We start from the raw sequence: 24,441 nt of genomic DNA on the forward strand, positions 1-24,441 counted from the left end.
GGGGGATCCACGTGGATAGGGCTCATGATTGTTCACCGTTCTCCGGGTGTCCGGCGGCAGGGGCGGGTGCCAGGCGGGGGGCGTCGCGCGGCTTCGGGCCCCGGGCCGTAGCGGCCGGGGCCTGCGGGGATGCGCCTCTCAGCGCGGGCCCACGACGTGCTGCCGCTGGGTGCCGAGGCCGGCGATGCCGAGCTCCATCACGTCACCCGGCCGCAGCCAGATCTGCGGGTCGTGGCCCATGCCGACGCCGGGCGGAGTGCCGGTGTTGATCAGGTCTCCCGGTTCCAGCACCATGAACTGGCTCAGGTGGTGGACGATGAAGTAGGGGTCGAAGATCATCGTCTTGGTGTTGCCGGTCTGCCGCCGCACGCCGTTGACGTCCAGCCACATGTCCAGGTCGTTGACGTCGGCGATCTCGTCGGGGGTGACCAGCCACGGCCCGGCCGGGTTGAAGGTCTCGGCGGACTTGCCCTTGACCCACTGGCCGCCGCGCTCCATCTGGAAGGCGCGCTCGCTGACGTCGTTGACCACGCAGTAGCCGGCGATCACATCGGCGGCGTCCTCCACCGCGTCCAGGTAGGACGTGCGCTTGCCGATGACGATGCCCAGCTCGACCTCCCAGTCGGTCTTGGTGGACCCGCGCGGGATGCGCACGTCGTCGTCCGGGCCGACGAGAGTGTTGGGCGACTTGGTGAACAGGATCGGCTCGTCGGGCACGGCCTGCCCGGTCTCGGCGGCGTGGTCGCTGTAGTTCAGGCCGATGCACAGGATCTGGTGCGGCCGGGCGATCGGCGCGCCGATCCGCTCACCGGCGAACTCGCCGGTCTGCCCGGCGGCGATCCGCTCGGCGACCGGCCCGGCGAGCATGGCGGTGCCGCCGGCGGCGAAGAACTTCTCGTCGAAGTCGGCGGTCAGGTCCGAGACGTCGACGTAGCGGGTGTCGTCGACGCGGACGACCGGCTTCTCGGCGCCGGGGGCGCCGATGCGCATGAGGTACAACGCTTCTTCTTTCGGGGTCGGGACGGGGTGGAGGGCACCCTGCGGGGCACGGGGACACCGGCGCGCGACGCACGTTCCTCGATGCCGATCACATTCCGGATATTAGACCATTGTTCCGACAAACGAAACAGCATCCTGACCCGGCTCGCTCTCCGATCAGCCGTCACGCGCTCGCACGGTCTCTCCGGCGCAACCGACCACGGCGGCACGACAAACGACGCCGACGACCGCTTCGACAGGCATGTGGCGGATCTCCCGCGATGGAACGCCGGGGCTCCGCGACACGGCGTCCCGGAACGGGGACCGGGCACGCGGCATGCGATATTGGCTGTGCCATGCCGGTGACATCGCCCCTTCGCCTCGCCAGAGCCGCCGCCTTCACCGCGGTGTGCCTCGGCCTGGGCGTGGTGGCGCACCTGTTCAGCGGCGGCGTGGTCACCCCCGGCGCGCTGGCGCTTGGCCTGCCGGCGGTGTTCGCCGCCGCGCTGCCCCTGTCCGGCCGGGAACGGACGCTGCGCGCGATCCTGCCCCTGCTCGCGGCCCTGCAGGTCGCGCTGCACGCGCTGTTCGCCCTGTCGTCCCCGGCATCGTCCCCCTGGCACGTGATCGCCGGGCATGTCATGGCCGGGCACGCGCACGCCGGGCCGGGCTTCGGAATGCTGCTCGGCCACGGCTGGGCGGTGGTGCTGACGGCGCTGTGGCTCGCCAGGGGCGAGGCCGCCCTGTGGGCGCTGCTGCGGCGGCTCGCCGTACGGCTCACGCGGATCGCGGCCGATCCGGCGCCACCGGTGTTCACTCCGCCGGCATCTCCGCATCCGGACGAGCCGCGCCTGCCGCGCTCTGTCGCGCCGCGTCACTGTGTCACCCGGCGCGGCCCGCCGCCCCGCCTTCTCCAGCCGTCCGCCTGAGACGGCGCTCCTCACCTCGCTCCCGGCCGCGTACGGCCCGGGCGCGTTGTCAATGATCTTTTCCGGCGGAGCATGCCCGCGCATGCCCCGATCTCGAGCCTTGCGACCGGTCACGCCGCGCTGCCCCCGCACCGCGGGGGACGGCCCGTGGGGTCTGCCTCGCATGCCCGGGAACGCCGCCCGCATGCCCGCCGGACGACCGAGAGAAGGCTTCCGCATGACCATCACGACCGTTAACCGCATGCTTCCGGCGGCGCTGGCCGCTCTCCTGGCCGCCGCGGCCTGTGCGGCGCCGTCCGGCACCGCGAACAACACCGTGGCCGACACCGCGAACAACACTGTGGCCGGCACCGCCACCGCCGCCTCGCCGACCGCCCCGCTGTCGATCGGCGACCCGTGGGTGAAGACGGCCCGCTCCGGCATGAGCGCCGCCTTCGCCACGCTCGTCAACACGACCGGCGAGGAGGTGACCGTCGTCGCGGCGAGCACGCCCGTCTCCCCGTCGGTCGAACTGCACGAGGTCGTCGGAGACGGCGGCACCACGACGATGCGCCGCAAGCAGGGCGGGTTCGTGATCCCCGCCGGCGGCAGGCACGTGCTCCAGCCCGGCGGCGACCACATCATGCTCATGGACGTGCGCACGCCCGTCGAGCCCGGTGCCGAGGTGCCCTTCACGCTCACCCTGAAGGACGGCAGGACGGTGTCCTTCACCGCCGTGGCCAAGGACTTCGCCGGCGCCAACGAGTCCTACGCCCCTCATGAGTGAGCGCGGATACCCGGCGGGACGGCGGCTGACCCGGCGCGGCCTGCTCGCGGGAGGGGCCGTGGCCGCCGCGGCGGCGGCCTGCGCCCCGGCCTCCGCCGTACCCGACGCGGCAGGGCGCGCGTCGGCCGGGCCCGCGCCCCTCCCGGGCGGCGACGCCGTCGAACCCTTCCACGGCGCCCATCAGGCGGGCGTCGCGACGTCTCCGCAGACGTTCGCGGTGTTCGCCGGGTTCGACCTCCGGCCGGGGACCGGGCGTGCGGCGCTCGCGCGCCTGATGCGGCTGCTCACCGACGACGCGCGGCGGCTGACCCGGGGCGAGCCCGCCCTCGCCGACACCGACGCCGAACTGGCGCTGCTGCCCGCGCGGCTCACCGTGACCTTCGGGTTCGGCGCCGGGCTGTTCGAGGCGGCGGGGGCCGGGCATCTGGCGCCACGGCCGCTGCCGGCGTTCAAGGTCGACGCCCTCCAGCCCCGCTGGAGCGGCGGCGACCTGCTGGTCCAGGTGTGCGCGGACGACCGCGTCACGCTGGCGCACGCGCTGCGCGTGCTCGTCAGGGACGCCCGGTCCTTCGCGACCGTGCGCTGGACCCAGCACGGGTTCCGGCAGAGCCCGCAGGTGCGCGCGCCGGGGGCGACCCAGCGCAACCTGATGGGCCAGCTCGACGGCACCGTCAACCCCCGGCCGGGGTCGGCGGACTTCGAGCGGGCCGTGTGGGTGCGCGACGGGTGGCTGCGCGGCGGCACGACGCTGGTGCTCCGCCGCATCCGGATGGACCTGGAGAAGTGGGACGCCGCGGACCGGGCGGCCAAGGAGTTCAGCGTCGGGCGGCGGCTGGACACCGGTGCGCCGCTGACCGGCCGGGCCGAGACCGACGAGCCCGACTTCGCCGCGCTCGGTGCGTCGGGCCTGCCGGTGATCTCCGAGTACGCGCACATCCGCCGGGCCCGGGTGGCCGACCCGGGCATGCGCATCCTGCGCCGGGCCTACAACTACGAGGACGGCCTGAGCCCGGAGGGACGGCCGGACGCCGGACTGCTGTTCGCGTCCTACCAGGCCGACGTGGCACGGCAGTTCGTCCCGATCCAGCAGCGGCTCGCGGAGGTGGACCTGCTGAACCAGTGGATCACCCCCATCGGGTCGGCCGTCTTCGCCGTACCGCCCGGGTGTTCCCCGGACGGCTGGATCGGGGAGACCCTCCTGTCCTGACGGCCGTACCTCCCAGCGGGCGCGGCCCGGATCCCGTGACGGGGTCCGGGCCGCGCGATCCGGAAGGGACTCCCGATGGTGGCAGGGCGGCTCAGCCGCGCGAACGGCGCAGGGCGGTGATGCCTGCCCCGGCCCCGACCAGGCCGGCGACGAGGCCGAGGCCGCCGAGCACCAGGGCCGTGGTGGTGTTCCCGCCCTCCTGATCGTCGTCATCACTCGCCGCGGCCGCCACCGTGGGGGCGGCGGCAGCAGGCGAGGCGGAGGCGGCGCCGTGCTGGTCGCCCTCCCCCTCCTCCGCGGCGACGAGCTTGAGCGTCGGCGCGGGGTGTTCGGCCTCGGACCCGTCGGCCTTCGGCGCGTCCGCCCACTTGACCACCTCACCGTTGGAGTAGGTCTGCGCAGTGGGGAACTCGAGCGCGTCCACGTTCTTCGGCAGCGGGCCGACCGAGGCCTCGAACTCCTGGAACTGGCCGGACTCGATCTTCCCGCCGGACCAGGTGATCTTCAGCACCGACTCGGTGATCTTGTCGCCGTCGTCCGACACGACGGGCTTGGGCAGCTTGCCCCGGGTGAGCTTGACGTCCCAGCCGGGGACCGGGCGGACCGAGACGAACGGCAGCGGGTGGTCGGTGGGGAACTCGACCTCCACCTTGGTGGTCGAGGCGTTGTCACGCTCGTTGGGGACCCGGAAGGCGATCTTCGTCCAGGAGCCCTGCACGGCGGTGCCGGGGTTGACGGTGACGTGGGCGAGGGCGGGTACGGCGAGGCCGACGGTGAGCGCGAGGGCACCGGCGGCGACGGTGGCCGCACGACGAACATACGAGGTCATGGGGGTTCTCCAGTCGTCTGCGAGATTACGGAGGCGCGCGAGCGCGGCCCCATGGGCACAGGCAGGTCCCAAGGGGAGATACGCGCCGCTCGCGCGTGAAGCTCAGAGGACGGGAAGAACCGGTGGCCCGCGGCGGACGACCGCGTGCCGCAGCACGCCCGCGGCGCGCGGGGCGCGCTCGGAGCGTGGCACCGCACGCCGGCGAGGGCGTCCGGCGCCCGCGAGGTCCGCTGCCCGCAGCGCCAGCAGCGCACGCACCAGCACGGCCACCGCCCGCAGGCAGCGGACCGCCCCGGCGCCGATCGCGCGCAGCACGGACCACAGGGCCTCCTCGCCGCGCGACAGCCACCACCCGGTGAGCAGCGCCGCGGTGAGGTGGGCGGTGAGCATGCCGATCTGCGTGCTCAGGCCGCCGTGCCAGGTGGGGTGCGACGCCGCGGCGGACCCCGTGACGTCGAGGAGACAGTGCAGGAACGCCTGGGCGCCGATCAGCAGGCCGACGATCGCCTGAGGCGACCGTTCCCGGCCCGCCGCGACGGCCGCGCCGGCCGTCACCGTGAGCGCCCCCGTGAGGAGCGCGGCGGGCGTCGGCCCGCCTCCGCCGGCGAAGCGGTGCGCGCCGACGGCGAGGAGCACGCAGACGGCCGCGAAGGCGGCCGACCGCGCGAGCCTGAAGGAGAGCGTGGCGCGCATGACGCCGGGATTGTCTCACACCCGGGCGATCTCGGCTGGTCCGTCGCCGATCTTCATTTCATGGCGGCACAGCCACGAACGGGGCGCGCTGCGCCACGGCCTGCCGCCGCCGCCCGCGACCTTCGCCGGGACGGGATCGTGGCCGTCCCGGCGAAGGGCATGCGCGGAGAGGTCAGGCGCGGGTCCAGCGCTGGTTGGCCTGGCCGTTGCAGGTCCAGATGACGACCTTGGTGCCGTTGGCGGTGCCGTTGTTGTAGGCGTCCAGGCACTTGTTCGCGCCGACGGCGGTGATGGTGCCGTCGGCGTTGAACCGCCACTGCTGGTTGCTCTGGCCGTTGCAGTCCCAGATGACCACGTTGGTGCCGTCCGCGGTGCCGCGGTTGTTGACGTCCAGGCACTTGTTGCCGTAGACCCGCAGCTCACCCGAGGCGGTCGGCGTCCACCGCTGGTTGGCCTGGCCGTTGCAGTCCCAGATCTGCACCTGGGCGCCGTTGGCCTGCGAGGCGCCCGCGACGTCCAGGCACCGGCCCGACCCCACGCCCTTGATCGCACTCGTGGTGCCGGAAGTGGGCGAAGGACTGGCGGACGGAGTGGTGCCGCTCCCCGTGACGGTGAGGAGGACTGCTTCGCGGGCGGGCACGGTCATGGTGTAGCTACCGTCGAACGTCCCGGCGTCGGTCCCCGCCCACAGGTTCCGTACGCTCGCCGGCCCGGTGAGGCCGAGGTCGGACCAGCGGGCGGTGATGGCGGCGGGCGAGGTGGTCCGGTTCAGCAGGAGCACCGCGCGCCGGCCGGTCCCCGACAACACCTTGGCGTACACCTGGCGGCCGCTCAGGTCCTCGGCCACCTTCACCCCCTGCCGCCCGAGGGGGTCCTGGTCGACCGCCAGCACCTCCCGGTTGGTCAGGATCGCCCTGGTCTCCGCGCTCATCGTGGCGAGGTTGTTCCCCGCCAGCAGCGGCGCTCCCGAGATCGCCCACAGGCCCAGGTGCGTACGGTTCTGCGCGGCCGAGAAACCGTTCATCCCGACGACGAGCATGTCAGGGTCGTTGTAGTGCCCCGGGCTCTGGGCGGCGGGATGCTGGGCGGAGTCGAAGTTGGCCAGCATCCGGTCCATCGACGCGGTCTGTCCCCAGTAGATGATGTCGCCGCTGGTCCGCCACATGGTGGACATGCCCGGCGCCCAGTCCCAGGGGCTCTGGACGCCCCAGTCGCACACCGACAGCACCATCGGCCGCCCGGTCTGTGCCGTGGCCCGGTCTATCGCGTCGCTGATCGCCTGGTAGGCGGTGCGAGGGTTGAGTCCCTCGGCACTGCCTCCGCACCAGTCGACCTTCACGAAGTCGAAGCCCCACCGGGAGAACTGCAGGAAGTCCTGGTCGTAGTGGCCCTCGCTGCCGGTGTTCGGCGCGGCCGGACGGCCGGTCGGGTAGTAGTAGCCGCACCCGTTCCGACCGGCGTCGGTGTAGATGCCCGCCTTCAGACCCTTGCTGTGGATGTAGTCGGCGATCGCCTTCATCCCGCCCGGCCACTCCGCCGTGTCGACGGTGATGTTGCCGGACGCGTCACGCGTTCCCTGCCACCAGCCCTCGTCGATGTTGACGTACTCGTAGCCGGCGTCCTTCATCCCCGAGGACACCATCGCGTCCGCCTGGGCTTTGATCACGTTGTAGTTGATCTGGGCCGCGAAGGTGTTCCACGACGCCCAGCCCATCGGCGGAGTCGTCACCGCCGCCACGGCCGCGCCGGCGACCGTTCTCGTCGTGGCGGCCGCGGCGCCGTCCGCGGCCGCCCACCCCACCGGCACCATCGTCACGATCGCGAGGTGTACGGCGGCGACCAGCCGCCGTAGCCGGACGCGGGGGGAACGGCCACCCACGGTGTCCCCGGGGGACCGTCGCCGGGCAGGCCTGCATAGTCGCATTCGTTTCTCCTTTGGTAGAGCCCTCGATAGGTGCGGCCACCGCGAGCCCCCGCCGCTCACCACCGACCCCGGCAGGAAGAAACCGAACGCGAAACTCAGTGTCGAAACGATCGTGAGACGTGTCAAGGCCGTCGAGCGAATCGGTTCGAGCAGGCTTTCCCCGACGCGCGGCCCCAGGTGTCCGGCGAACCGCGGCCTCACCGCGTGCGCCCGCCGGTGAAACTTTCAGCGTGGTCCGCCACCCAGGAGGTGCGTGGGCGCCTTGACGGGCGGAATCCGGGAGGCAGCCCTGACCCGGGCTATTGACAGTGTTCACCGCGTCGTATTTGCTCCGCCCCACCACCGCCTCGGACGACTCTCGGAAGGAGAACATCTCCGCCGTCGAATTGTTAGCGTTCACAACGCCGGGAGAACCACCTGAAGGAAGACCTGAACGTTCCGCGACCCGCGCCGTCTCGCGTCCGGCCCCCGCGAGACAGCGCGATCGCACTGGCATCTCCCCCACCGCGGCTCCCACCTGACGGAAGGAAAGAGAACATGTCGGCATCGGCCCCGGTAAGGGGCCGTTGCACCTTTCATCCGGACGCCGAGGTGGCGGCCGATCCTCCCGCGGGGGCTCCCCCGAGGGCGGTCCTTCGGTCATACTCGCAAGCGATCAACGGTGCCGAGCCGAGGACGCCGACGATGACAACTCCCCAGCGCCACCGCGGCGTGGTCGCCCCCGCCGTCGCCGCGACGGCGTTCGCCGTACTGGCGCTCGCCCTGTGGTTCGGCGGCGGCAGACCGCAACCGGCGATCCAGGGGCTGCCCTCCCCCGGTGCCCTGACCACCTGGGGCCTGCCGGTCGTGCGCCTCGTCCACGACGTCTGCGCCGCCGCCACGGTCGGGGTCCTGCTGGCGGCCGTCGTGCTGGCCCCCGCGAGCGGCCGGGTCGTCGTACGGGCGGCCGGGGCATGGGCGCTCGGCTGGGCGGCGAGCGCGGCGGTCACCGAGGTCCTGACGCTGTCGGACTTCCTCGGCCTGCCCCCGGGGGACGCGCTGCGCTCCGGCGCGCTGTCCGCATTCCTCTTCCACATCCCGCAGGGGCAGGCGTTCCTGACGGTGACGCTCGCGGCCCTGGCGATCGCCGCCGGATCACTCCTGCCGCACGGCCCGCTCCTACGGCCGGTGCTGCTCGCGGTGGCGCTCCTCGCGGTGCTGCCCCCGGCGTACGTGGGCCACTCCGCCTCGGCCGCCGACCACAACCTCGCCGTCCTCAGCCTGATGGCACACGTCGCGGCCGTCGCGCTGTGGACCGGCGGCCTGTACGCCCTCGTGGCGCACCTGCGCGCCGCGCCCGGGCTCACCGTCGCCGTGCGCCGCTTCAGCACGCTCGCGCTGGGCTGCTTCGCCGCGGTCGGGGCGTCCGGCGCACTCAACGCCTGGGTGAGGCTCGGCTCGGTGCCCCTGCTCTGGCAGTCGAGGTACGGCCAGCTCGTGCTGGCCAAGATCGCCGCGCTGGCCGTGCTCGGCTGGTTCGGGTGGCGGCACCGGCGTAGGACCATCGGGGCGATGGAGTCCGGCGGAGCCCGCGCGCCGTTCCTCCGCCTCGCCTGCGGCGAGATCGCGGTGATGGCCGGCACGCTGGGCCTGGCCGTGGCGCTGGGACGCACACCCCCGCCGCCCACGGGGACGGCGGTGCACCAGCACGACGCCCTGGGATACGCCCTGCCTCCCCTCACCCGGGGCGCGCTCGTCACCGAGGTGCGGCCCGACCCGATCGCGCTGCTCCTGCTGGCCGCCGCCGCGGCCGCGTACCTGTCCGGCGTACGGCGGCTGTCGCGCGCTTCGAAGGACGGCGGGGGGTGGCCGGTCTGGCGGACCGCCTCCTGGCTGGCCGGTCTGGCCGTGCTCGCCTACGCCACCTCGGGAGGCGTTGCGGCGTACGCGCCCGCGCTGTTCTCCGCGCACGCGGCGCAGTACGCGCTGCTCGGCGCCGTGGGCCCCGTTCTGCTCGTCTACGGCGCGCCGCTGACGCTGTGGCGGCGGGCCCGTCCGGACGCGGATCCCGGCGGCGGTCCGGCCGGCCGGGCGCTGTCCCATCCGGTGACGGCCCTGGCCCTGTACGCGCTGCCGTATCCGGTGCTGTACCTGACCGGTCTGTTCGGATACGCCCAGCCGAGCCTCGCCCTGCGGCTGGCCGCGCAGGCGGTGGTGACGGTCACCGCCGTGCTGTTCCTCGCGGTGGCCGCCGGCGTGGACCCGCTCCCGCGCGCGATCCGGCCGCAGGTCCGCGCCTGGATGCTCGCCGGGGCGATCGCCGTACGCGCGTGGACGGCCCTGGTGGTGCTGGCGGGGCCGCCGCAGGCCCCGGAGTGGTACGCGGCGCTCGGGCTGCCGTGGGCGCCGGACCGGGCGGCCGACCAGCGGCTGGGGACGCTGCTCGGCACCGGCGTGACCGTCGCCGTCCTCGCGGTCCTGCTCACGCTGCTGCTCGCCCGCTGGCGCGCGGCGCGGCGCAGGACCGCCGCGGCCGCCCGCCCCGGGAGGTCCGTGGGCGCCCGATAGAAGAACCGGCGGGCGCCCGGCACGGCAGGGGGGTCAGCGGCGGCCGCGGGGGGCGCCGTCGCGGTCCCTGCGCACGATCGGCTTTTTGCCCTTGATCGTGGTGCGGCGCAGCGCCGCGACCACCTCGTCCACGGCGCCGTCCGGGATCTCGACCAGGGTGAACCGGTCGGCGATCTCGATCGCCCCGATCTCGCGCCCGCTGACCCGGGTCTCCCCGGTGATCGCGCCGACGATGTCCTGGGGACGCACGCCCGCGCTGCGGCCCGCGCCGACGAAGACGCGGCTCATCGCGCCGCCTCCGCGCCGCCCGCGCCGGTCGTCGCGGCCGAACCTGTCGTCGCGCGGCCCGCGCTCGGGCCGCTGCGGGCGCGGCGCGACCTCGGGGATCTCCTCCTCGTCGGCGGCGGCGCCGGTGGACTCGTGGGCGAGCTTGACCGCCGCGAGCGCGATGTCGACCAGGTCGAACTCGTCGGCGAGCGTCTCGACCACCACCCGGAAGCGGTCGAGGTCGCCGTCCTCCATCAGGCTCTCCTGCAGGGCGGCCCTGGTCAGCTCCAGCCGCCGGGCGCGCAGGTCCGCGACCGTCGGCACCTTCTCGACCGCGATCTTGCTGCGGGTGACGCGCTCGATGGTCTTCAGCATGCGGTGCTCGCGCGGCTCGGCGAGCGTGATCGCGACGCCCTCGCGCCCGGCCCGGCCCACCCGGCCGATGCGGTGCACGTACGACTCGGGCGCGGACGGCACGTCGTAGTTGATGACGTGGGTGAGCTGCTCGATGTCGAGGCCGCGGGCGGCCACGTCGGTCGCGACGAGCAGGTCGGCGGTCCCGCTGCGCAGCCGGCCCATGACCCGGTCGCGCTGCTCCTGGCCCATGCCGCCGTGCAGGGCCTCGGCGCGGTAGCCACGGCCGTTCATGGTCTCGGTGAGGCTGTCGACCTCCTCACGGGTGCGGCAGAAGACGATCGCCGCGGTGGGGGACTCCACGTCGAGCACCCGGCCCAGCGCCGCCGGCTTGTACGCCCGCGACACGATGTAGGCGCTCTGCCGGATGAGCGGGGCCTCGCCGGCGGCGGGCGCCTCCCGCTCGATCCTGATCCGCACCGGCTCGCGCAGGTGGCGGCGGGCGATCCCGTCGATGCGCGGCGGCATGGTCGCGGAGAACAGCACGGTCTGCCGGTCCTCCGGGGTGTCCTGGAGGATCGCCTCGATGTCGTCGGCGAAGCCCATGTCGAGCATCTCGTCGGCCTCGTCGAGGACGATCATGCGCAGGCCCTTCAGCGGCAGGGTGCCCCTGCCGATGTGGTCGAGGGCACGGCCCGGGGTCGCGACGACGACGTCCACGCCGCGCTCCAGCGCCCGCAACTGCCGCCCGATCGGCTGGCCGCCGTAGATGGGCAGCACCCGCGTGCCGAGGTCGCGGCCGTAGCGGTGCATGGCCTCCGACACCTGCACGGCCAGCTCGCGGGTGGGCACGAGCACCAGCCCCGCGGGCTCCCCGCCGCCGGCCTCCATCGCCGCCGGGTGGCCGCCGTGCAGCCGCTGGAGCATGGGCAGGGCGAACGCGGCCGTCTTGCCCGTGCCGGTCGCGGCCTGGCCGAGGAGGTCGCGGCCCTCCAGCAACGGCGGGATGGCCTCCCGCTGGATCGGCGTGGGCTCCTCGTAGCCGAGACCGGACAGGGCCTTGAGGAGCTCGGGGCCCAGCGCCAGATCGGCGAATCCGGGTCCTTCGTCAATCTCGTTCACGACCATGTCCTGCTCCTGGTCCTGCTCCTGGTCCCGGCCTGTGGCGGGGCGAATGTGCACGGGACGACCCTATGGTCTTTCCGCCCTTACCCCGAACGCCGCCCCCGGCACGCGGCGCGCTACTTCCCTCGGCCCGCATGGCGTACCCGTGTCCTACCAGGGTCGGAGCAGAGGTTTACATCCGAAGTAGGTCGACGTGACCACCCCGGCAAGGAAGCGTGGAAAGGGTCCCCGAGGAGCAGGAGGCTCCATGGAAGGAAAGGCACGGTTCACCCGCTGGGCGGGCGGCGCCGCGGTCGCGCTCGCCGCCGTCCTTCTCGTCGCGTCGTGCGGCGACGCGGCACCCGGGCGCACTTCCGGCGCCCCGGGCGCACCCGCCGCGCATACCGGCCACGCCGTTCACGCGGGCCACGCCGCGGCCCAGCCGCCGCCGGCGGCGCCGCTGCGGCCGGGCGAACGGTTCATGACGCTGACGATCCCCGAGCCCTACCGGCCCACGGCGCCCTCCGGCGGCACCGACGAGTACCGCTGCTTCCTGGTCGATCCCGGGCTCACGGACACCGCGTTCCTGACCGGCAGCCAGTTCCTGCCGCAGAACACCGACATCGTGCACCACGCGATCATCTTCAGGGTCGGCCCCAAGGAGGCGGAGGCGGCGCGCAGGACGGACGCCGCGACGCCGGGCGAGGGCTGGACCTGCTTCGGCGACGCCGGGATCGAGAACGGCGCGTGGGTCGGGCACTGGGCGCCCGGGGCCGACGAGACCCTGCTGCGGCAGAAGGTCGGGTATCCCCTCCCCGCGGGCAGCCAGATGGTGCTGCAGATCCACTACAACCTGCTGGGCGGCGCCGGTGGCACGGACAGGTCCGGCATCCGGCTGCGGCTCGCCGATGGCGCGAGCGGCCTGGCCCCTCTGGAGACGGGGCTGATCGCGGGGCCGATCGAACTGCCCTGCACGGCCAAGGAGTCGGGGCCGTTGTGCGACCGGAAGGCGGCCGTCGAGGACGTGACCCACCGGTTCGGCGAGCAGGCGCGCCATATGGTCGACGGCCTGGCCCGGATGTGCGGGCAGGGTGAGCCTCCCCGGCCGGGCCCGACACAGCACTGCGACATGCCCGTCCGGGATGACGCGACGCTGTACGCCGTCGCCGGGCACATGCACCTGCTCGGCCGCTCCATCCGAGTCGACCTCAACCCGGGCAAGCCGGATGCGAGGACTCTGCTCGACATTCCCGCGTACAACTTCGACGACCAGGCGATCCGCCCGCTGGCCCAGCCGCTGGAGATCAAGGCCGGCGACACGCTCAGGGTGACCTGCACGCACGACGCTGGGCTGCGCTCCATGCTCCCCGCGCTGCGCGGATCGCCGCCCCGCTACGTGGTCTGGGGCGAGGGAACCAGCGACGAGATGTGCCTGGGCCTGCTCGTGTGGTCGCCTCAGGCCTGACTCGGGGCATACCGTGTGATCGTGGATCTTCGGGAGCTGAGACGGGCCAGATTCGCGGTGTCGGTCACCTTCGCCCTGCACGGCGCGGTGACCGGCGGCTTCGCCTCCCGCATCCCCTGGATCCAAGATCACGTCGGAGCCGGGCCCGGCCAGCTCGGGCTCGCCCTGCTCGCGCCCGCGGTCGGCTCCATCCTCGCGATGCCGACGGCGGGACGCCTCACGCACCGGTTCGGCGGGCGGGCCGTCACCCGCGTCTCGATCGGCCTGTGGTGCCTGATCCTCGTCCTGCCCCCGCTGGCGCCGAACCTGCCCCTGCTGTGCGCGTCGCTCATGCTGTACGGCGCGGTGGCCGGCATCGGCGACGTCGCGATGAACGCCCAGGGGGTGGTGGTCGAGCAGCGGCTCGGCCGTTCGATCATGTCCGGGCTGCACGGCATGTGGAGCGTGGGGACGCTCGCGGGCGGCGCGGTGGGCACGCTGGCCGCGAGCGCGGGTCTCGACGCCCGGCTCCACCTGGGCGCGACGGCGGTCGTGCTGTTCCTCGTTGCCCTGGCCGTGGGCCCGCTGCTGCTCGACGTGCGGGCGGGCGAGGACGAGCCGGCCCCGCCCCACTTCGTGCTCCCGCCGCGTGGAGTGCTGCTCATCGGGCTGGTGGGCTTCTGCTCGGTGTTCGGCGAGGCCGCCGCCCAGGACTGGTGCGCGGTCTACCTCCGGCAGGTCGCGGGCTCGTCCCAGGCCGTGGGCGCCGCGGCGTACACGGCCTTCGCCTGCATGATGGCCGCGGGCCGGTTGTGCGGCGACGCGGTGGTGCGGCGGCTGGGGCCGGTCGCGACCGTACGCGGCGGCGCGGCGCTGGCGGCGCTCGGCGGGCTGCTCGTCGTGGTCTCCCGGACCCCGGTGCCGGCGACCGCCGGGTTCATGCTGATCGGCGTGGGGATCGCGGTGGTCATCCCGCTGGTGTTCGCGGCGGCGGGCAACGCCGGGCCCTCACCGAGCGAGGGCGTCGCGGGCGCGGCCACGGTGAGCTACGCGTCGGGCTTCGTGGCGCCGAGCGCCATCGGCGGTATCGCCACGCTGGCCGGGCTGCCCGCCTCGTTCGTGCTGGTCACCGTACTGCTGCTGGCGGTCCTGCTGGGCGCGGGCACGCTCGCGCCCTCGGCCGCCGCGGCGCGTCAGGAGACGCGGCCGACCCCGCACAGGAAGTAGTTCTTGACCGCCAGCAGGCGCGGGTCGAACACCTCGTGCTCGGGCCGCCACTGGTGCAGGTTGACCACGCCGGGCTCGACCAGGTCGAGCCCCTCGAAGAACGGCGTGATCTCGTCCGACTGCCGGGCCACGAACTGCGCGGACGCGCCCTGGTAGATCTGCTCGACGGCGGGCGCCCGCTCCGGGCGCTCGTCCACCGCGACGTGCGAGATGGCGACGTAGCTGCCGGGCGCGAGCGCCTCGCGGATCTCCTTGATCAGGCGGCGGGGCTCGTCGGAGTCGGGCAGGAAGTGGACGATCGCGAGCAGCAGCACGGCGACCGGCCGGTCGAGGTCCAGGTGGCTCCGCACCTCCGGATGGGTGAGGATCTCCTCCGGCCGCCGCAGGTCGCCCTCCACCACCCGCACCTGCGGGCTGTCCTGGAGCAGCGCGCGGGCGTGCGCGAGCACCTGCGGGTCGTTGTCGACGTACACCGTCCTCGCGCCGGGCGCGTGCTCGGCCGCCACCTGGTGGACGTTGCGCTGGGTGGGCAGGCCGGCGCCGATGTCGAGGAACTGCCGGATGCCCTGGCCGGCGAGGAACCGCACGGCGCGGACGAGGAACTCCCGGTTCTCCCTGATCCCCAGGGGGATCTCCGGCACGTGCCGCAGCACCTGCTCGGCGGCCGCCCGGTCGGCGGGGAAGTTGTCCTTGCCCCCGAGGAAGTAGTCGTACATCCGCGCCGCGTTGGGCACGTTCGGGTCGAAGCCGGGCCCCATCGCCGCCGGATCCATGACGCCTCCCCTGATCATCGCCGACGTGGGCGATCTTAGCCCGTAGCGCGCGAAGCAGCGCATCCGTAGAGGAACGTGACATTTCCCGAAGATCACGGCTGAAGGATGTCATGATCGTTCCATGACACCCCTGCGTCGAGTGCTGGGCGCGTACCTCGCCGACGGCGTCACCCGTGCCAACATGTGGGCCCTGCTGGCGCTGGCGACCGTCGGCACGGCGGTGATCTCCTTCCTGCCGTCGGCCCAGCCGCACGTCCTCACCACGATCCTGGGGCTGCCCGAATCACGGCAGGGCACGGTCGTCGGCCTGCTGAACACGGCAGCAGAACTCGCCATGGTCGCGAGCCTCGCGTGGTACGGCGCGCTGGCCGACCGCTTCGGGCGCAGGGTGATCGTGGTCTCCGGCCTGGTGCTGTGCGCCGCCGGCACCGCGCTGTTCCCGTTCGCGGCCAACACGGCCGTGCTGGCGGCGCTGCGGGTGGTGTTCGGCCTCGGCGTCGCGGCGATCAACGCGATGCTGTCGACCATCGCGATCGACTACGTGCGCAGCCGGTCGCGCGGGGCGTCGTACGGGCTCGTCGGCTTCTTCGGCGGCCTCGGCGCGCTGGTCGCGGTGCTGGTCCTGGTGCGGCTGCCGCAGACGCTGGAGGCGGGCGGGATGGAGCCGGTGCAGGCGGCCCGCACGGCGTTCCTGCTGATCGCCGCGGGCATCCTGGTCACGGCGGGCCTGCTGTGGCTGACGCTGTCGCCGGTGCGGCCGGTCGCCGCCGAGCGCGTGCCGCTGGTCCGGCTGGTGCGCGAGGGCGTGGCGCTCGTCCGCGACCCGGGAGTGGCTCTCTCGTACGCGGCGTCGTTCGTGGCGCGGGCCGACCTCGCCATCGTGGTCGCCTTCATGTCGTTGTGGATCAAGAACTACGGGACCGAGCACGGCGGGCTGTCCGGTGCGGAGGCGCTGGCCAAGGCGGGCGCCGTGGTGGGCATCTCGCAGATGGTCGCGTTGCTGTGCGCGCCGGTGTTCGGCTGGCTGGGCGACCGGATGCGGCGCCAGGACCTGGTCGTCCTGGCGCAGGTCGTCGCCGCCCTCGCCTACCTGTCGACGTTGCTCGTCTTCGATCCCCTCGGCCCCGGCATGATGCTGGTCGCCGTGCTGATCGGCGTGGGCGAGATCGCCGCCATCACCACGGCGGGCCCGCTGCTCGCGCAGCAGGCGCCCGCGGCCGTACGGGGCTCGGCGTTCGGCGTCCACACGCTCTGCGGCGCGGCCGGGGTAATGATCATCTCGGCACTCGGCGGGGCGCTGTTCGACGCGTGGCGCCCCGCCGGGCCGTTCGTCGTGGCCGGCGTCTTCAGCCTGGCGGTCGCGTGCTTCGGCCTGGCCGTACGGCGGCGGGTGACGGCGAGGGCCGAGGCCGACGTCGCCGGGGAGGCCGTCCCGGCGGCCTGACACCGGCCCGGTCCGCCGCGAACGTCTCTGCCGGAAGGGTCTGTGTCGTAAGAGTCTGTGTCGTGAAGGCCCGGGAGCGTGCTCTGCGGGACAGGTGCCGGCCCAGGGACTGGGCCGGGCGCTCGACGGCCCGGTAGGTCACCGCGGAGCAGACGAGCACCACCGCGAGCAGCAGGACGGCCATGGCCAGGCGTTCGGCGAGGGAGAACCGGCCAGGGTCCATCGTCAGCCGCCGGAGCACCTGCACGGCGAGGGGATGCAGCAGGTAGACGGAGTAGCTGATCAGGCCGAGCCACACGAGGACGCGGGGCATCGGCCGGTGCCGCAGCAGGCGGGCGGCCAGGAAGGTGGCCCATGCCGCGGCGACGGCCGTGGACCATCCCCGGGTGAACGCCAGCGCCTGGTCGTCGGGCATGCCCCAGCCGGGACCGAAGGCCCACGCGGCGGCGATGGACGCGACCGGCACGCACGCCAGCGCCCATCCGCTCCTCTTCCAGCGCAGTTGTCCCCGATCGAGCCGGTAGAGCACGGTGCCGGCGAACATCGTCGCGAGGATGGCGAGGCTCTGCCACGCCCCGATCCGGCTGTTGACGCCGAGCAGCACGAGAGCCAGCACGGCCGCGGCGGCGGTGCCGCACACGCGCAGCCGCCCGCGGCATGCCAGCGACGCGGCCGCCGCGAGCAACACGACCGCCGTGATCACCACGACCTGGGCGGTGCCGGCGCCACGCGACAGCGCGCCCGCCGGAAGCAGCCCGCCCACGGTGAGAGCCGCCACGGCGAAGGCGAGCATGCCCGTGGCGCTCGCGCGGTGCACGCCCGCCACGAACATCGCCGTCACGAGCAGGTAGAAGACCATCTCGTACGACAGCGTCCAGAACACGTTGACGACGCTGACCACCTGAAGGAAGTCCTGCAGCATCGTCAGGTGCGCCAGGACCGAGATGCCCGGATTGTCGGCCAGCTGATCCGGCAGCGCCGAGTACACGCCTTCGGCGCCGAACACCGTCCCGGCCGCCGCGGCGACGAGCCACAGGGGATACAGGCGGAAGACCCGGTTAATCCAGAACCCGCCGACGCTGCCGCGCCGCTCCAGGGAGACCGGCACCACGTAGCCGCTGACGAGGAAGAACACGAGCACGCCGTACTGGCCGAAGTCGAACCACGGGCCGGCGCCCGCCCGCACCTCGGGAAACAGTGCGTCCAGGGAGTGCTCGAACACCACGACGAGCGCGGCCATGCCGCGCAACGCGTCCAGCCATCCCTGACGCGGCCCCGGGGACGGCGGCTGCGGCCGCGCGGGCGCTGGTAAGGCCTCCTCCCTGACACCGCTCCGGCTCGTTTCCACAGCATCGACGAACATCCGGTCAGGGTAGGAGGTCAGCCTGGGAGAATCGTGAGCGGCCCCGATCGCTGCCGCACCCAGGGGGCGCTCACGCGCCTCCATGCCACCCCGGTTCTCTGCCGAACAGTGCCGGGCAGCGGCTCTATGGAACCGGGCGGGGTCAGAGCGGGATGTTGTTGTGCGCTCCCCGCGTGGCCGGTGCCGCGGCGAGGGCCTCGGCGAGCCGCCGCCGGGTCGTCCGCGGGTCGATCACCTCGTCCACGACCCGGAGGTCGAGTGCCCGGCGGACGCCGCCGGACATCTCCTCGTGTTCCCGCACCAGCTCGGCGCGCAGCCGCTCCCTGTCCTCCGCGGAGGCGGCCGCGGCGAGGCGCCGGCGGTGCAGGATCCCCACTGCCGCCTCGGCCCCCATGACCGCCACCTCCGCGCCCGGCCACGCGAAGACGGCGGTGGCCCCGAGCGAGCGGGAGTTCATGGCGATGTACGCGCCGCCGTAGGACTTGCGGACGACCACCGTCACCCGGGGCACGGTCGCCTCCGCGAAGGCGTGCAGCAGCTTCGCCCCCCGGCGGACCACGCCGCCCCACTCCTGGCCGACTCCCGGGAGGTAGCCGGGGACGTCCGCCAGCACGACCAGTGGAACGCCGTGGGCATCGCACATCCGGACGAACCGGGCGGCCTTCTCCGCCGACAGGGCGTCGAGGCAGCCGCCCTTGCGGAGCGGGTTGTTCGCCACGACGCCGACCGTGTGCCCGGCGAGGCGGCCGAGCCCGACGACGATGTTCGGCGCCCAGCGGGCCTGGATCTCGACGAACGCGGCACCGTCCTCGCCGTGGTCGAGCAGCGCGCGGATCACCGGACGGATGTCGTACGCGCGGCGGGCCGACTCGGGCAGCAGGGCGGCCGGGTCGCGGTCGTCGGCCAGGCCGTCCAGGGCGTACCCGCCGGTGTCGGCCAGCAGGCCGGTGAGGGCGCGGGTGCGCCGGTAGGCGTCGTCCTCGTCCCCGGCGACCACATGCACCACGCCGGAGCGGCGGCCGTGCGCGTCGGCGCCGCCGAGCCCCTCCATGTCGATCTCCTCGCCCGTCACGCTGCGGACCACGTCGGGGCCGGTGACGAACACCCGGCCCAGGTCGGACATGACGATCAGGTCGGTGAGCGCCGGTCCGTACGCCGCCGCGCCCGCCGCCGGGCCCACGATGACGGAGATCTGCGGCACCCGGCCCGAGGCGCGGATGTTCGCCTCGAAGACCAGGCCGGCGCCGTGCATCGACTCCACGCCGTCGGCGAGACGGGCCCCGCCGCAGTGCCACACGCCGATCACCGGCACCCGGCGCCGCAGCGCCTCGTCCACGGCGGCGACGATGTGCCGGGCCCCGGCCAGCCCCAGCGCCCCGCCCATGACCGTCGCGTCGGTGCAGAAGGCGACCACCGGGGAGCCGTGGACACGCCCGGTGACCGCGAGCACGCCGCTCCCGTCCTCCGCGTGCAGCGGCGTCATCGAGTCCGCGTCGAGCAGGCGGCCGAGCCGGGCCACGGGCTTGCGGACGTCGCGGCTCTCCTGCGCCGCCACCGCCTCGGCAACGGTCATGGATCTACCCCCATCGATGTGCGTGCGCTCGCGTTTCTCCGGAAACGGTAGGCGGGCCGCGCCACCGGGGTCCAATTACGATTTCCGATGGAAATACAGAAAGAAATCCTTATAAATGGCCCGATATGCCGTGATGGGCGTCACAGTTGACTATCGCACGAAATTCATGCAAATGTCGATTAGGTTGGCCGGGCCGGAGCCGCGGGCTCCGGAACGAGAAGCGCGGGCACGGCGAAACCGCGCCGCCGCTGCTCACGCACGTTCTTCGGAAAGGCCTCCCTGCGGGCGGACCGGGCTGTTTCCTTTTCCGTTTCGGCCGTGGAATGGGACAGCCCGGGCCGTACCGCCTTGCACGAGGCGGGAAAGCGGTGAATGCGGCCGGACCGGTCGCGTGTTCGCGCGGGCGAGAAGGCGCGAGGCCTGAAGCAGCGAAATACCACGACAAGCACGACGACAAGCACGACGAGAAGCACGGGCACGACGCGAGGGGACGGATGTTCACCATGGACGAGGCGGTCGGCTACGGCGAGAACGCGGTCGCGGTGGTCGGGCTCGCCTGCCGGCTGCCGGGAGCACCGCACCCGCGAGACCTGTGGGACCTGCTGCGCGCCGGGCGCGACGCGGTCGGCCCGCCCCCGGAGAGCCGCCTGGCGGGCGACCCCCGGCTCGCCGGCCTGCGGGGCGGTTTCCTGGACCGGGTCGACGAGTTCGACGCGGGGTTCTTCGGCGTCTCGCCGAAGGAGGCGGCGGCGATGGACCCCCAGCAGCGACTGACGCTGGAGCTCGCCTGGGAGGCGCTGGAGGACGCCGGCATCCGGCCCGGCGACCTCGGGGGCACGCCGGCGAGCGTGGTCATCGGGGCGATGGCCGCCGACTATGCCACGCTCGTCTACCAGCAAGGAGAGGCGGCCATCACCCGCCACACGCTCGCCGGGCTCACCCGCGGCATCCTGGCCAACCGCGTCTCGTACGCGCTGGACCTGCGCGGGCCGAGCCTCACCGTCGACACCGCGCAGTCGTCCGCGCTGGTGGCGGTGCATCTGGCCTGCGAGAGCCTGCGCTCGGGCGAGGCGGCCGTCGCGCTCGCGGGCGGGGTGAACCTCAACCTCGTCCCGGAGAGCACGGCGACCGCCGAGCGGTTCGGCGGCCTGTCCCCCGACGGGCGGTGCTTCACCTTCGACGCCCGGGCCAACGGCTACGCGCGTGGGGAGGGCGGCGGGATCGTCGTGCTGAAGCCGCTGCGGCAGGCGCTGGCCGACGAGGACCACGTCTACGCGGTCATCCTGGGCAGCGCGGTCAACAACGATGGCGCGACCCCCGGCCTCACCGTTCCCGACGCCGCCGCCCAGGAGCGGGTCGTACGGCTGGCCGTGGAAAGGGCGGGCGTCGATCCTGCCGCCGTACAGGTCGTCGAGCTGCACGGCACCGGCACCAGGGTCGGCGACCCGATCGAGGCGGCAGCCCTCGGCGCCGCGCTCGGCGCGGCCCGGCCAGCGACGCGGCCGCTCCTGGTCGGGTCGGCGAAGACGAACGTCGGCCACCTGGAGGGAGCGGCCGGCATCGTCGGGCTGCTCAAGGCCGTGCTCAGCATCCACCACCGGGAGGTTCCGGCCAGCCTGAACTACGAGACGCCGAACCCCGGCATCGACCTCGACGCCCTCAACCTGCGGGTCGCCACCGAACTCTCCCCCTGGCCGCGCCCGGACGCGCCGCTGGTCGCCGGGGTCAGCTCGTTCGGCGTGGGCGGAGCGAACTGCCACGTCGTCCTCGCCGAGCCGCCGCCGCGACCCGCGGCCCCCGAGCCGGGAGCACCGCGCCGTACGTCGCGGCGGACGGCTCGGGAAGAGGTCGCCACCGGTGCCGGGCCGGCCCGGGACGGCGAGGACGCCGGCCCCGGCGGGAGCGGCCAGGAGGTCGTCCCCCTCGTGCTGACGGCTCGCGACCCGGCCGCGCTGCGCGAGCAGGCCGCCCGGCTGAGCAGCTCGGCCGCCCTCGACGCGGACCTGTCCGACATCGCGCTGTCGCTGGCCACCGGCCGCACCGCGTTCGAACACCGGGCGGTCGTGGTGGGCACGGACCACCAGGACCTGCGGAACCGGCTGCGCGCGTTCGGCGCGGGCGACCTGGCGTCCGGGGCGGTGCAGGGCAGGGCGCGCGACCTCGGCGGCACCGTGCTGGTCTTCCCCGGCCAGGGCAGCCAGTGGGCAGGCATGAGCAGGGGCCTGGCCGACGCCTCTCCCGTCTTCGCCCGGCACCTGACCGAGGTCGCCGAGGCCCTCCAGCCCCACGTGGACTGGTCGCCCCGGGACGTGCTGTGGAACCTGCCGGGCGCGGCGTCGTTCGAGCGGGTGGACGTCGTGCAGCCCGCGTTGTTCGCCGTCATGGTGGCGCTGGCCCGGCTGTGGGAGCACTTCGGCGTCCGTCCCGACGCGGTCATCGGCCACTCCCAGGGGGAGATCGCCGCCGCGCACGTCGCGGGCGCACTGTCGCTGGAGGACGCCGCCGCGATCGTGGTCCTGCGCAGCCAGGCGCTCGCCGCGATATCGGGCCGCGGCGGGATGGCCTCGGTCCCGCTGCCGCGTCCCGTGGTCGAGGCGCGCGTGGCCGAATGGGCGGGACGCCTGGAGATCGGCGCCGTCAACGGCCCCTCGGTCACGGTCGTCTCCGGTGACGCGGACGCGCTGGACGAGCTGATCGCCCGATACGAGGCCGAGGGTGTCGCGGTGCGGCGGGTGCGGATCGACTACGCCTCGCACTCGGCACACGCGGAAGCCGTACGGGACCGGCTGCTGGCCTGCCTGCCGGGGCACCCGGCTCGGCCGAGCAGCGTGGCCTTCTACTCCGGGCTGACCGGCGGGCGGCTCGACACCGCGGAGCTGGACGCGGACTACTGGTATCGCAACCTGCGCCACACGGTGCGGTTCGACGAGGCCGTCACGGCCGCGCTGCGTGACGGGCACACGGTGTTCGTGGAGGCCAGCCCGCACCCGATCCTGGTTCCGGGGGTCAGGGAGACCCTGGACGCCGCCGCCGCGCCGGACCTCGGACGGGTGGTCACCGGAACGCTACGCCGCGACAGGGGCGACCTGGGCGAGTTCCTCCGGGCGCTCGGCACGCTCCACGTCAACGGCGCGCACGTCGACTGGAGCCGTGCCGTACGGCCGGGCGCGCGGCGCGTCCCGCTGCCCACCTACCCCTTCCAGCGTCGCCGGCACTGGATCGACACGGCCGCCACGCCGGTAGAAATCCGGCAGGAGACGCACAGCCGACCGGAGACACAGAGCCGGCAGGAGGCATCCCGGGAGCCGGAGGTCGCGAGGAGCGAGCAGGCGTCGCTCGATCTCGTCCTGTCCGCCACGGCGGCCGTCCTGGGGCACGCGGACGCGCGGAGCGTCGCACCGGACCTCTCCTTCAAGGACCTGGGGCTCGACTCACTGGGCGTGGTGGAGCTGCGGGACGCCCTGGCCACGGCCACCGGCCTGACGGTTCCCGCGACCGTCACCTTCGAGCACCCCTCGCCCCTCGCGCTGGCCCGCCACCTGATCGCCCTGTCCGGGGGCGGGACGACCGCCCCCTCGGCGCCTCCCGCACCGGTGTCCGGGGAGCGGACGGCCGACGAGCCGATCGCGGTGGTCGCCATGGCCGGGCGGTACCCCGGAGCCGACAGCCCGGAGAAACTCTGGGAACTCGTCCTCGACGGCGCCGACGCCGTCACCGCCTTCCCCGCCAACCGGGGCTGGGACGTGGAGGCGCTGCACGACCCCGCCGCGGCGCGGCCGGGCACCTCCGTGACCGGTGAGGGCGGCTTCCTGCACGACGCCGACCGCTTCGACGCGGAGTTCTTCGGCATCAGTCCCCGCGAGGCGGCGGCCATGGACCCCCAGCAGCGTCTCCTGCTGGAGGTGGCGTGGGAGACCTTCGAACGGGCCGGTGTCGTGCCACGGTCGCTGGCCGGGACCCGCACCGGCGTGTTCGTCGGCATGATGCCCCAGGACTACGGCCCCCGGTTGCACGAGACGGCCGAAGGATCCGAGGGCTACGCCCTCACGGGCACGGCGACCAGCGTCGCCTCCGGGCGGATCGCCTACACCTTCGGGCTCGAAGGGCCTGCCGTGACGGTGGACACGGCCTGCTCGTCGTCGCTGGTCGCGCTGCACCTCGCCGTACGGTCGCTGCGGTCGGGCGAGTCGGACCTGGCCCTGGCGGGCGGGGTGACGGTGATGTCGTCACCCGGCATGTTCACCGAGTTCTCCCGGCAGGGCGGGCTGGCTCCTGACGGGCGGTGCAAGGCGTTCTCCGCCGCCGCGGACGGCACCGGCTGGGCCGAGGGCGTCGGCCTGCTGCTGGTCGAACGCCTGTCGGACGCGCGCAGAAACGGCCACCCGGTGCTGGCCGTGATCCGCGGCACCGCCGTCAACCAGGACGGCGCTTCCAACGGCCTCACCGCGCCCAACGGGCTGTCGCAGCAGCGGGTGATCCGCCAGGCGCTGAAGGACGCCGGGCTAGGTCCTTCGGATGTGGACGCGCTGGAGGCGCACGGCACGGGCACGAGGCTCGGCGACCCCGTCGAGGCGCGGGCGCTGCTGGCGACATACGGCCAGGACCGGCCCGCCGACCGGCCGCTGTGGCTCGGCTCGCTGAAATCGAACATCGGCCACACCCAGGCCGCGGCAGGGGTCGCCGGCGTCATGAAGATGGTGCTGGCCATGAGGCACGGCGTGCTGCCGAAGACGCTGCACGCCGACGAGGCGTCGCCGTACGTGGACTGGTCGGCGGGCCTGTCGCTGCTGACCGAGCCCGTGCCCTGGCCGGAGACCGGCCGCCCGAGACGTGCGGGCGTTTCGTCGTTCGGGATCAGCGGCACCAACGCCCACGTCATCGTCGAACAGGCGCCCGACCAGGACGACACCCCGCAGGCGTCTCACGCCATCTCGCCGAACGGTCCCCTGAAAGCGTCCGCTGCCGACTCCCTCGTCGCCGCATCAGACGGTCGTCGGGAGGTGCCGGGCGCCCGGGGTT

Annotated in this window: 16 protein-coding genes; 8 read left to right on the top strand and 8 right to left on the bottom strand. The window is 73.7% G+C overall.

Translation table 11 applies throughout. The features are described from left to right. Positions 1 to 138: 138 nt before the first annotated feature. Complete coding sequence (locus tag Msi02_RS41495) at positions 139 to 990, bottom strand: fumarylacetoacetate hydrolase family protein (protein ID WP_444543497.1); 852 nt, start codon at positions 988 to 990, stop codon at positions 139 to 141. 344 nt (positions 991 to 1,334) lie between these two features. Between Msi02_RS41495 and Msi02_RS41500 the strand changes: the two genes are divergently transcribed. The 3 genes from Msi02_RS41500 to Msi02_RS41510 all read left to right on the top strand — a co-directional run bounded on the left by Msi02_RS41500 (position 1,335) and on the right by Msi02_RS41510 (position 3,880). Then, on the top strand, positions 1,335 to 1,907 hold the full coding sequence (locus Msi02_RS41500; protein ID WP_204053204.1) for an MFS transporter: 573 nt from the start codon (positions 1,335 to 1,337) through the stop codon (positions 1,905 to 1,907). Between the two features lie 217 nt (positions 1,908 to 2,124). Continuing rightward, entirely contained in the window at positions 2,125 to 2,673 is a 549-nt protein-coding gene (locus Msi02_RS41505) for a copper chaperone PCu(A)C (RefSeq protein ID WP_204053205.1), read from the top strand. Further along, a complete protein-coding gene (locus Msi02_RS41510; protein ID WP_204053206.1) occupies positions 2,666 to 3,880 on the top strand; it encodes a Dyp-type peroxidase in 1,215 nt (404 codons plus the stop codon). Before Msi02_RS41505 ends, Msi02_RS41510 begins: the two co-directional genes overlap by 8 nt. Before the next feature lie 91 nt (positions 3,881 to 3,971). On the opposite strand, the gene Msi02_RS41515 is transcribed toward Msi02_RS41510, so the two are convergent. From Msi02_RS41515 to Msi02_RS41525, 3 genes are all read right to left on the bottom strand, one after another. Further along, entirely contained in the window at positions 3,972 to 4,709 is a 738-nt protein-coding gene (locus Msi02_RS41515) for a YcnI family copper-binding membrane protein (protein WP_204053207.1), read from the bottom strand. A 102-nt stretch (positions 4,710 to 4,811) separates the two neighbouring features. Beyond that, positions 4,812 to 5,402: an MFS transporter gene (locus Msi02_RS41520; protein WP_204053208.1), complete on the bottom strand. Its 591-nt coding sequence runs from the start codon at positions 5,400 to 5,402 to the stop codon at positions 4,812 to 4,814. A 172-nt stretch (positions 5,403 to 5,574) separates the two neighbouring features. Continuing rightward, complete coding sequence (locus tag Msi02_RS41525; protein ID WP_239109341.1) at positions 5,575 to 7,281, bottom strand: glycoside hydrolase family 27 protein; 1,707 nt, start codon at positions 7,279 to 7,281, stop codon at positions 5,575 to 5,577. 729 nt (positions 7,282 to 8,010) lie between these two features. Between Msi02_RS41525 and Msi02_RS41530 the strand changes: the two genes are divergently transcribed. Beyond that, positions 8,011 to 9,873 (top strand): bifunctional copper resistance protein CopD/cytochrome c oxidase assembly protein, encoded by a 1,863-nt coding sequence (locus Msi02_RS41530; RefSeq protein WP_204053209.1) that lies wholly within the window; start codon positions 8,011 to 8,013, stop codon positions 9,871 to 9,873. A 33-nt stretch (positions 9,874 to 9,906) separates the two neighbouring features. Here Msi02_RS41530 and Msi02_RS41535 read toward each other — a convergent pair whose 3' ends face one another. Next, complete coding sequence (locus Msi02_RS41535) at positions 9,907 to 11,676, bottom strand: DEAD/DEAH box helicase (protein WP_373308364.1); 1,770 nt, start codon at positions 11,674 to 11,676, stop codon at positions 9,907 to 9,909. A gap of 190 nt (positions 11,677 to 11,866) precedes the next feature. Between Msi02_RS41535 and Msi02_RS41540 the strand changes: the two genes are divergently transcribed. Both Msi02_RS41540 and Msi02_RS41545 read left to right on the top strand, forming a co-directional pair. After that, positions 11,867 to 13,063 carry a monooxygenase gene (locus Msi02_RS41540; protein WP_204053210.1) on the top strand — a complete coding sequence of 399 codons (1,197 nt, stop codon included), beginning with the start codon at positions 11,867 to 11,869 and terminating at the stop codon, positions 13,061 to 13,063. 21 nt (positions 13,064 to 13,084) lie between these two features. Further along, positions 13,085 to 14,269: an MFS transporter gene (locus Msi02_RS41545; RefSeq protein WP_204053211.1), complete on the top strand. Its 1,185-nt coding sequence runs from the start codon at positions 13,085 to 13,087 to the stop codon at positions 14,267 to 14,269. On the opposite strand, the gene Msi02_RS41550 is transcribed toward Msi02_RS41545, so the two are convergent. Continuing rightward, positions 14,236 to 15,042, bottom strand: coding sequence for an SAM-dependent methyltransferase (locus tag Msi02_RS41550; RefSeq protein WP_204053212.1), 807 nt, complete (start codon positions 15,040 to 15,042; stop codon positions 14,236 to 14,238). The two genes, Msi02_RS41545 and Msi02_RS41550, sit on opposite strands and share 34 nt — an antisense overlap. A gap of 121 nt (positions 15,043 to 15,163) precedes the next feature. On the opposite strand from Msi02_RS41550, the gene Msi02_RS41555 reads away from it, so the two are divergent. Next, positions 15,164 to 16,486 carry an MFS transporter gene (locus tag Msi02_RS41555; protein WP_204053213.1) on the top strand — a complete coding sequence of 441 codons (1,323 nt, stop codon included), beginning with the start codon at positions 15,164 to 15,166 and terminating at the stop codon, positions 16,484 to 16,486. Here Msi02_RS41555 and Msi02_RS41560 read toward each other — a convergent pair. Both Msi02_RS41560 and Msi02_RS41565 read right to left on the bottom strand, forming a co-directional pair. After that, positions 16,389 to 17,933: an acyltransferase family protein gene (locus Msi02_RS41560; RefSeq protein ID WP_373308365.1), complete on the bottom strand. Its 1,545-nt coding sequence runs from the start codon at positions 17,931 to 17,933 to the stop codon at positions 16,389 to 16,391. The genes Msi02_RS41555 and Msi02_RS41560 overlap by 98 nt on opposite strands. 58 nt (positions 17,934 to 17,991) lie before the next feature. Beyond that, positions 17,992 to 19,422, bottom strand: coding sequence for an acyl-CoA carboxylase subunit beta (locus tag Msi02_RS41565; protein WP_204053215.1), 1,431 nt, complete (start codon positions 19,420 to 19,422; stop codon positions 17,992 to 17,994). A gap of 503 nt (positions 19,423 to 19,925) precedes the next feature. On the opposite strand from Msi02_RS41565, the gene Msi02_RS41570 reads away from it, so the two are divergent. Next, positions 19,926 to 24,441 (top strand): type I polyketide synthase (locus Msi02_RS41570; RefSeq protein ID WP_204053216.1); only part of this gene is annotated, 4,516 nt, incomplete at its 3' end.

It is taken from the genome of Microbispora siamensis, from assembly GCF_016863095.1.
Lineage (GTDB): Bacteria > Actinomycetota > Actinomycetes > Streptosporangiales > Streptosporangiaceae > Microbispora > Microbispora siamensis.

Coding starts and splice junctions, on each gene's coding strand:
- Msi02_RS41555 (WP_204053213.1), top strand. CDS start 15,164: ATGACACCCCTGCGTCGAGTGCTGGGCGCGTACCTCGCCGACGGCGTC.
- Msi02_RS41510 (WP_204053206.1), top strand. CDS start 2,666: ATGAGTGAGCGCGGATACCCGGCGGGACGGCGGCTGACCCGGCGCGGC.
- Msi02_RS41550 (WP_204053212.1), bottom strand. CDS start 15,042: ATGGATCCGGCGGCGATGGGGCCCGGCTTCGACCCGAACGTGCCCAAC.
- Msi02_RS41530 (WP_204053209.1), top strand. CDS start 8,011: ATGACAACTCCCCAGCGCCACCGCGGCGTGGTCGCCCCCGCCGTCGCC.
- Msi02_RS41520 (WP_204053208.1), bottom strand. CDS start 5,402: ATGCGCGCCACGCTCTCCTTCAGGCTCGCGCGGTCGGCCGCCTTCGCG.
- Msi02_RS41495 (WP_444543497.1), bottom strand. CDS start 990: ATGCGCATCGGCGCCCCCGGCGCCGAGAAGCCGGTCGTCCGCGTCGAC.
- Msi02_RS41540 (WP_204053210.1), top strand. CDS start 11,867: ATGGAAGGAAAGGCACGGTTCACCCGCTGGGCGGGCGGCGCCGCGGTC.
- Msi02_RS41500 (WP_204053204.1), top strand. CDS start 1,335: ATGCCGGTGACATCGCCCCTTCGCCTCGCCAGAGCCGCCGCCTTCACC.
- Msi02_RS41505 (WP_204053205.1), top strand. CDS start 2,125: ATGACCATCACGACCGTTAACCGCATGCTTCCGGCGGCGCTGGCCGCT.
- Msi02_RS41560 (WP_373308365.1), bottom strand. CDS start 17,933: ATGGAGGCGCGTGAGCGCCCCCTGGGTGCGGCAGCGATCGGGGCCGCT.
- Msi02_RS41565 (WP_204053215.1), bottom strand. CDS start 19,422: ATGACCGTTGCCGAGGCGGTGGCGGCGCAGGAGAGCCGCGACGTCCGC.
- Msi02_RS41515 (WP_204053207.1), bottom strand. CDS start 4,709: ATGACCTCGTATGTTCGTCGTGCGGCCACCGTCGCCGCCGGTGCCCTC.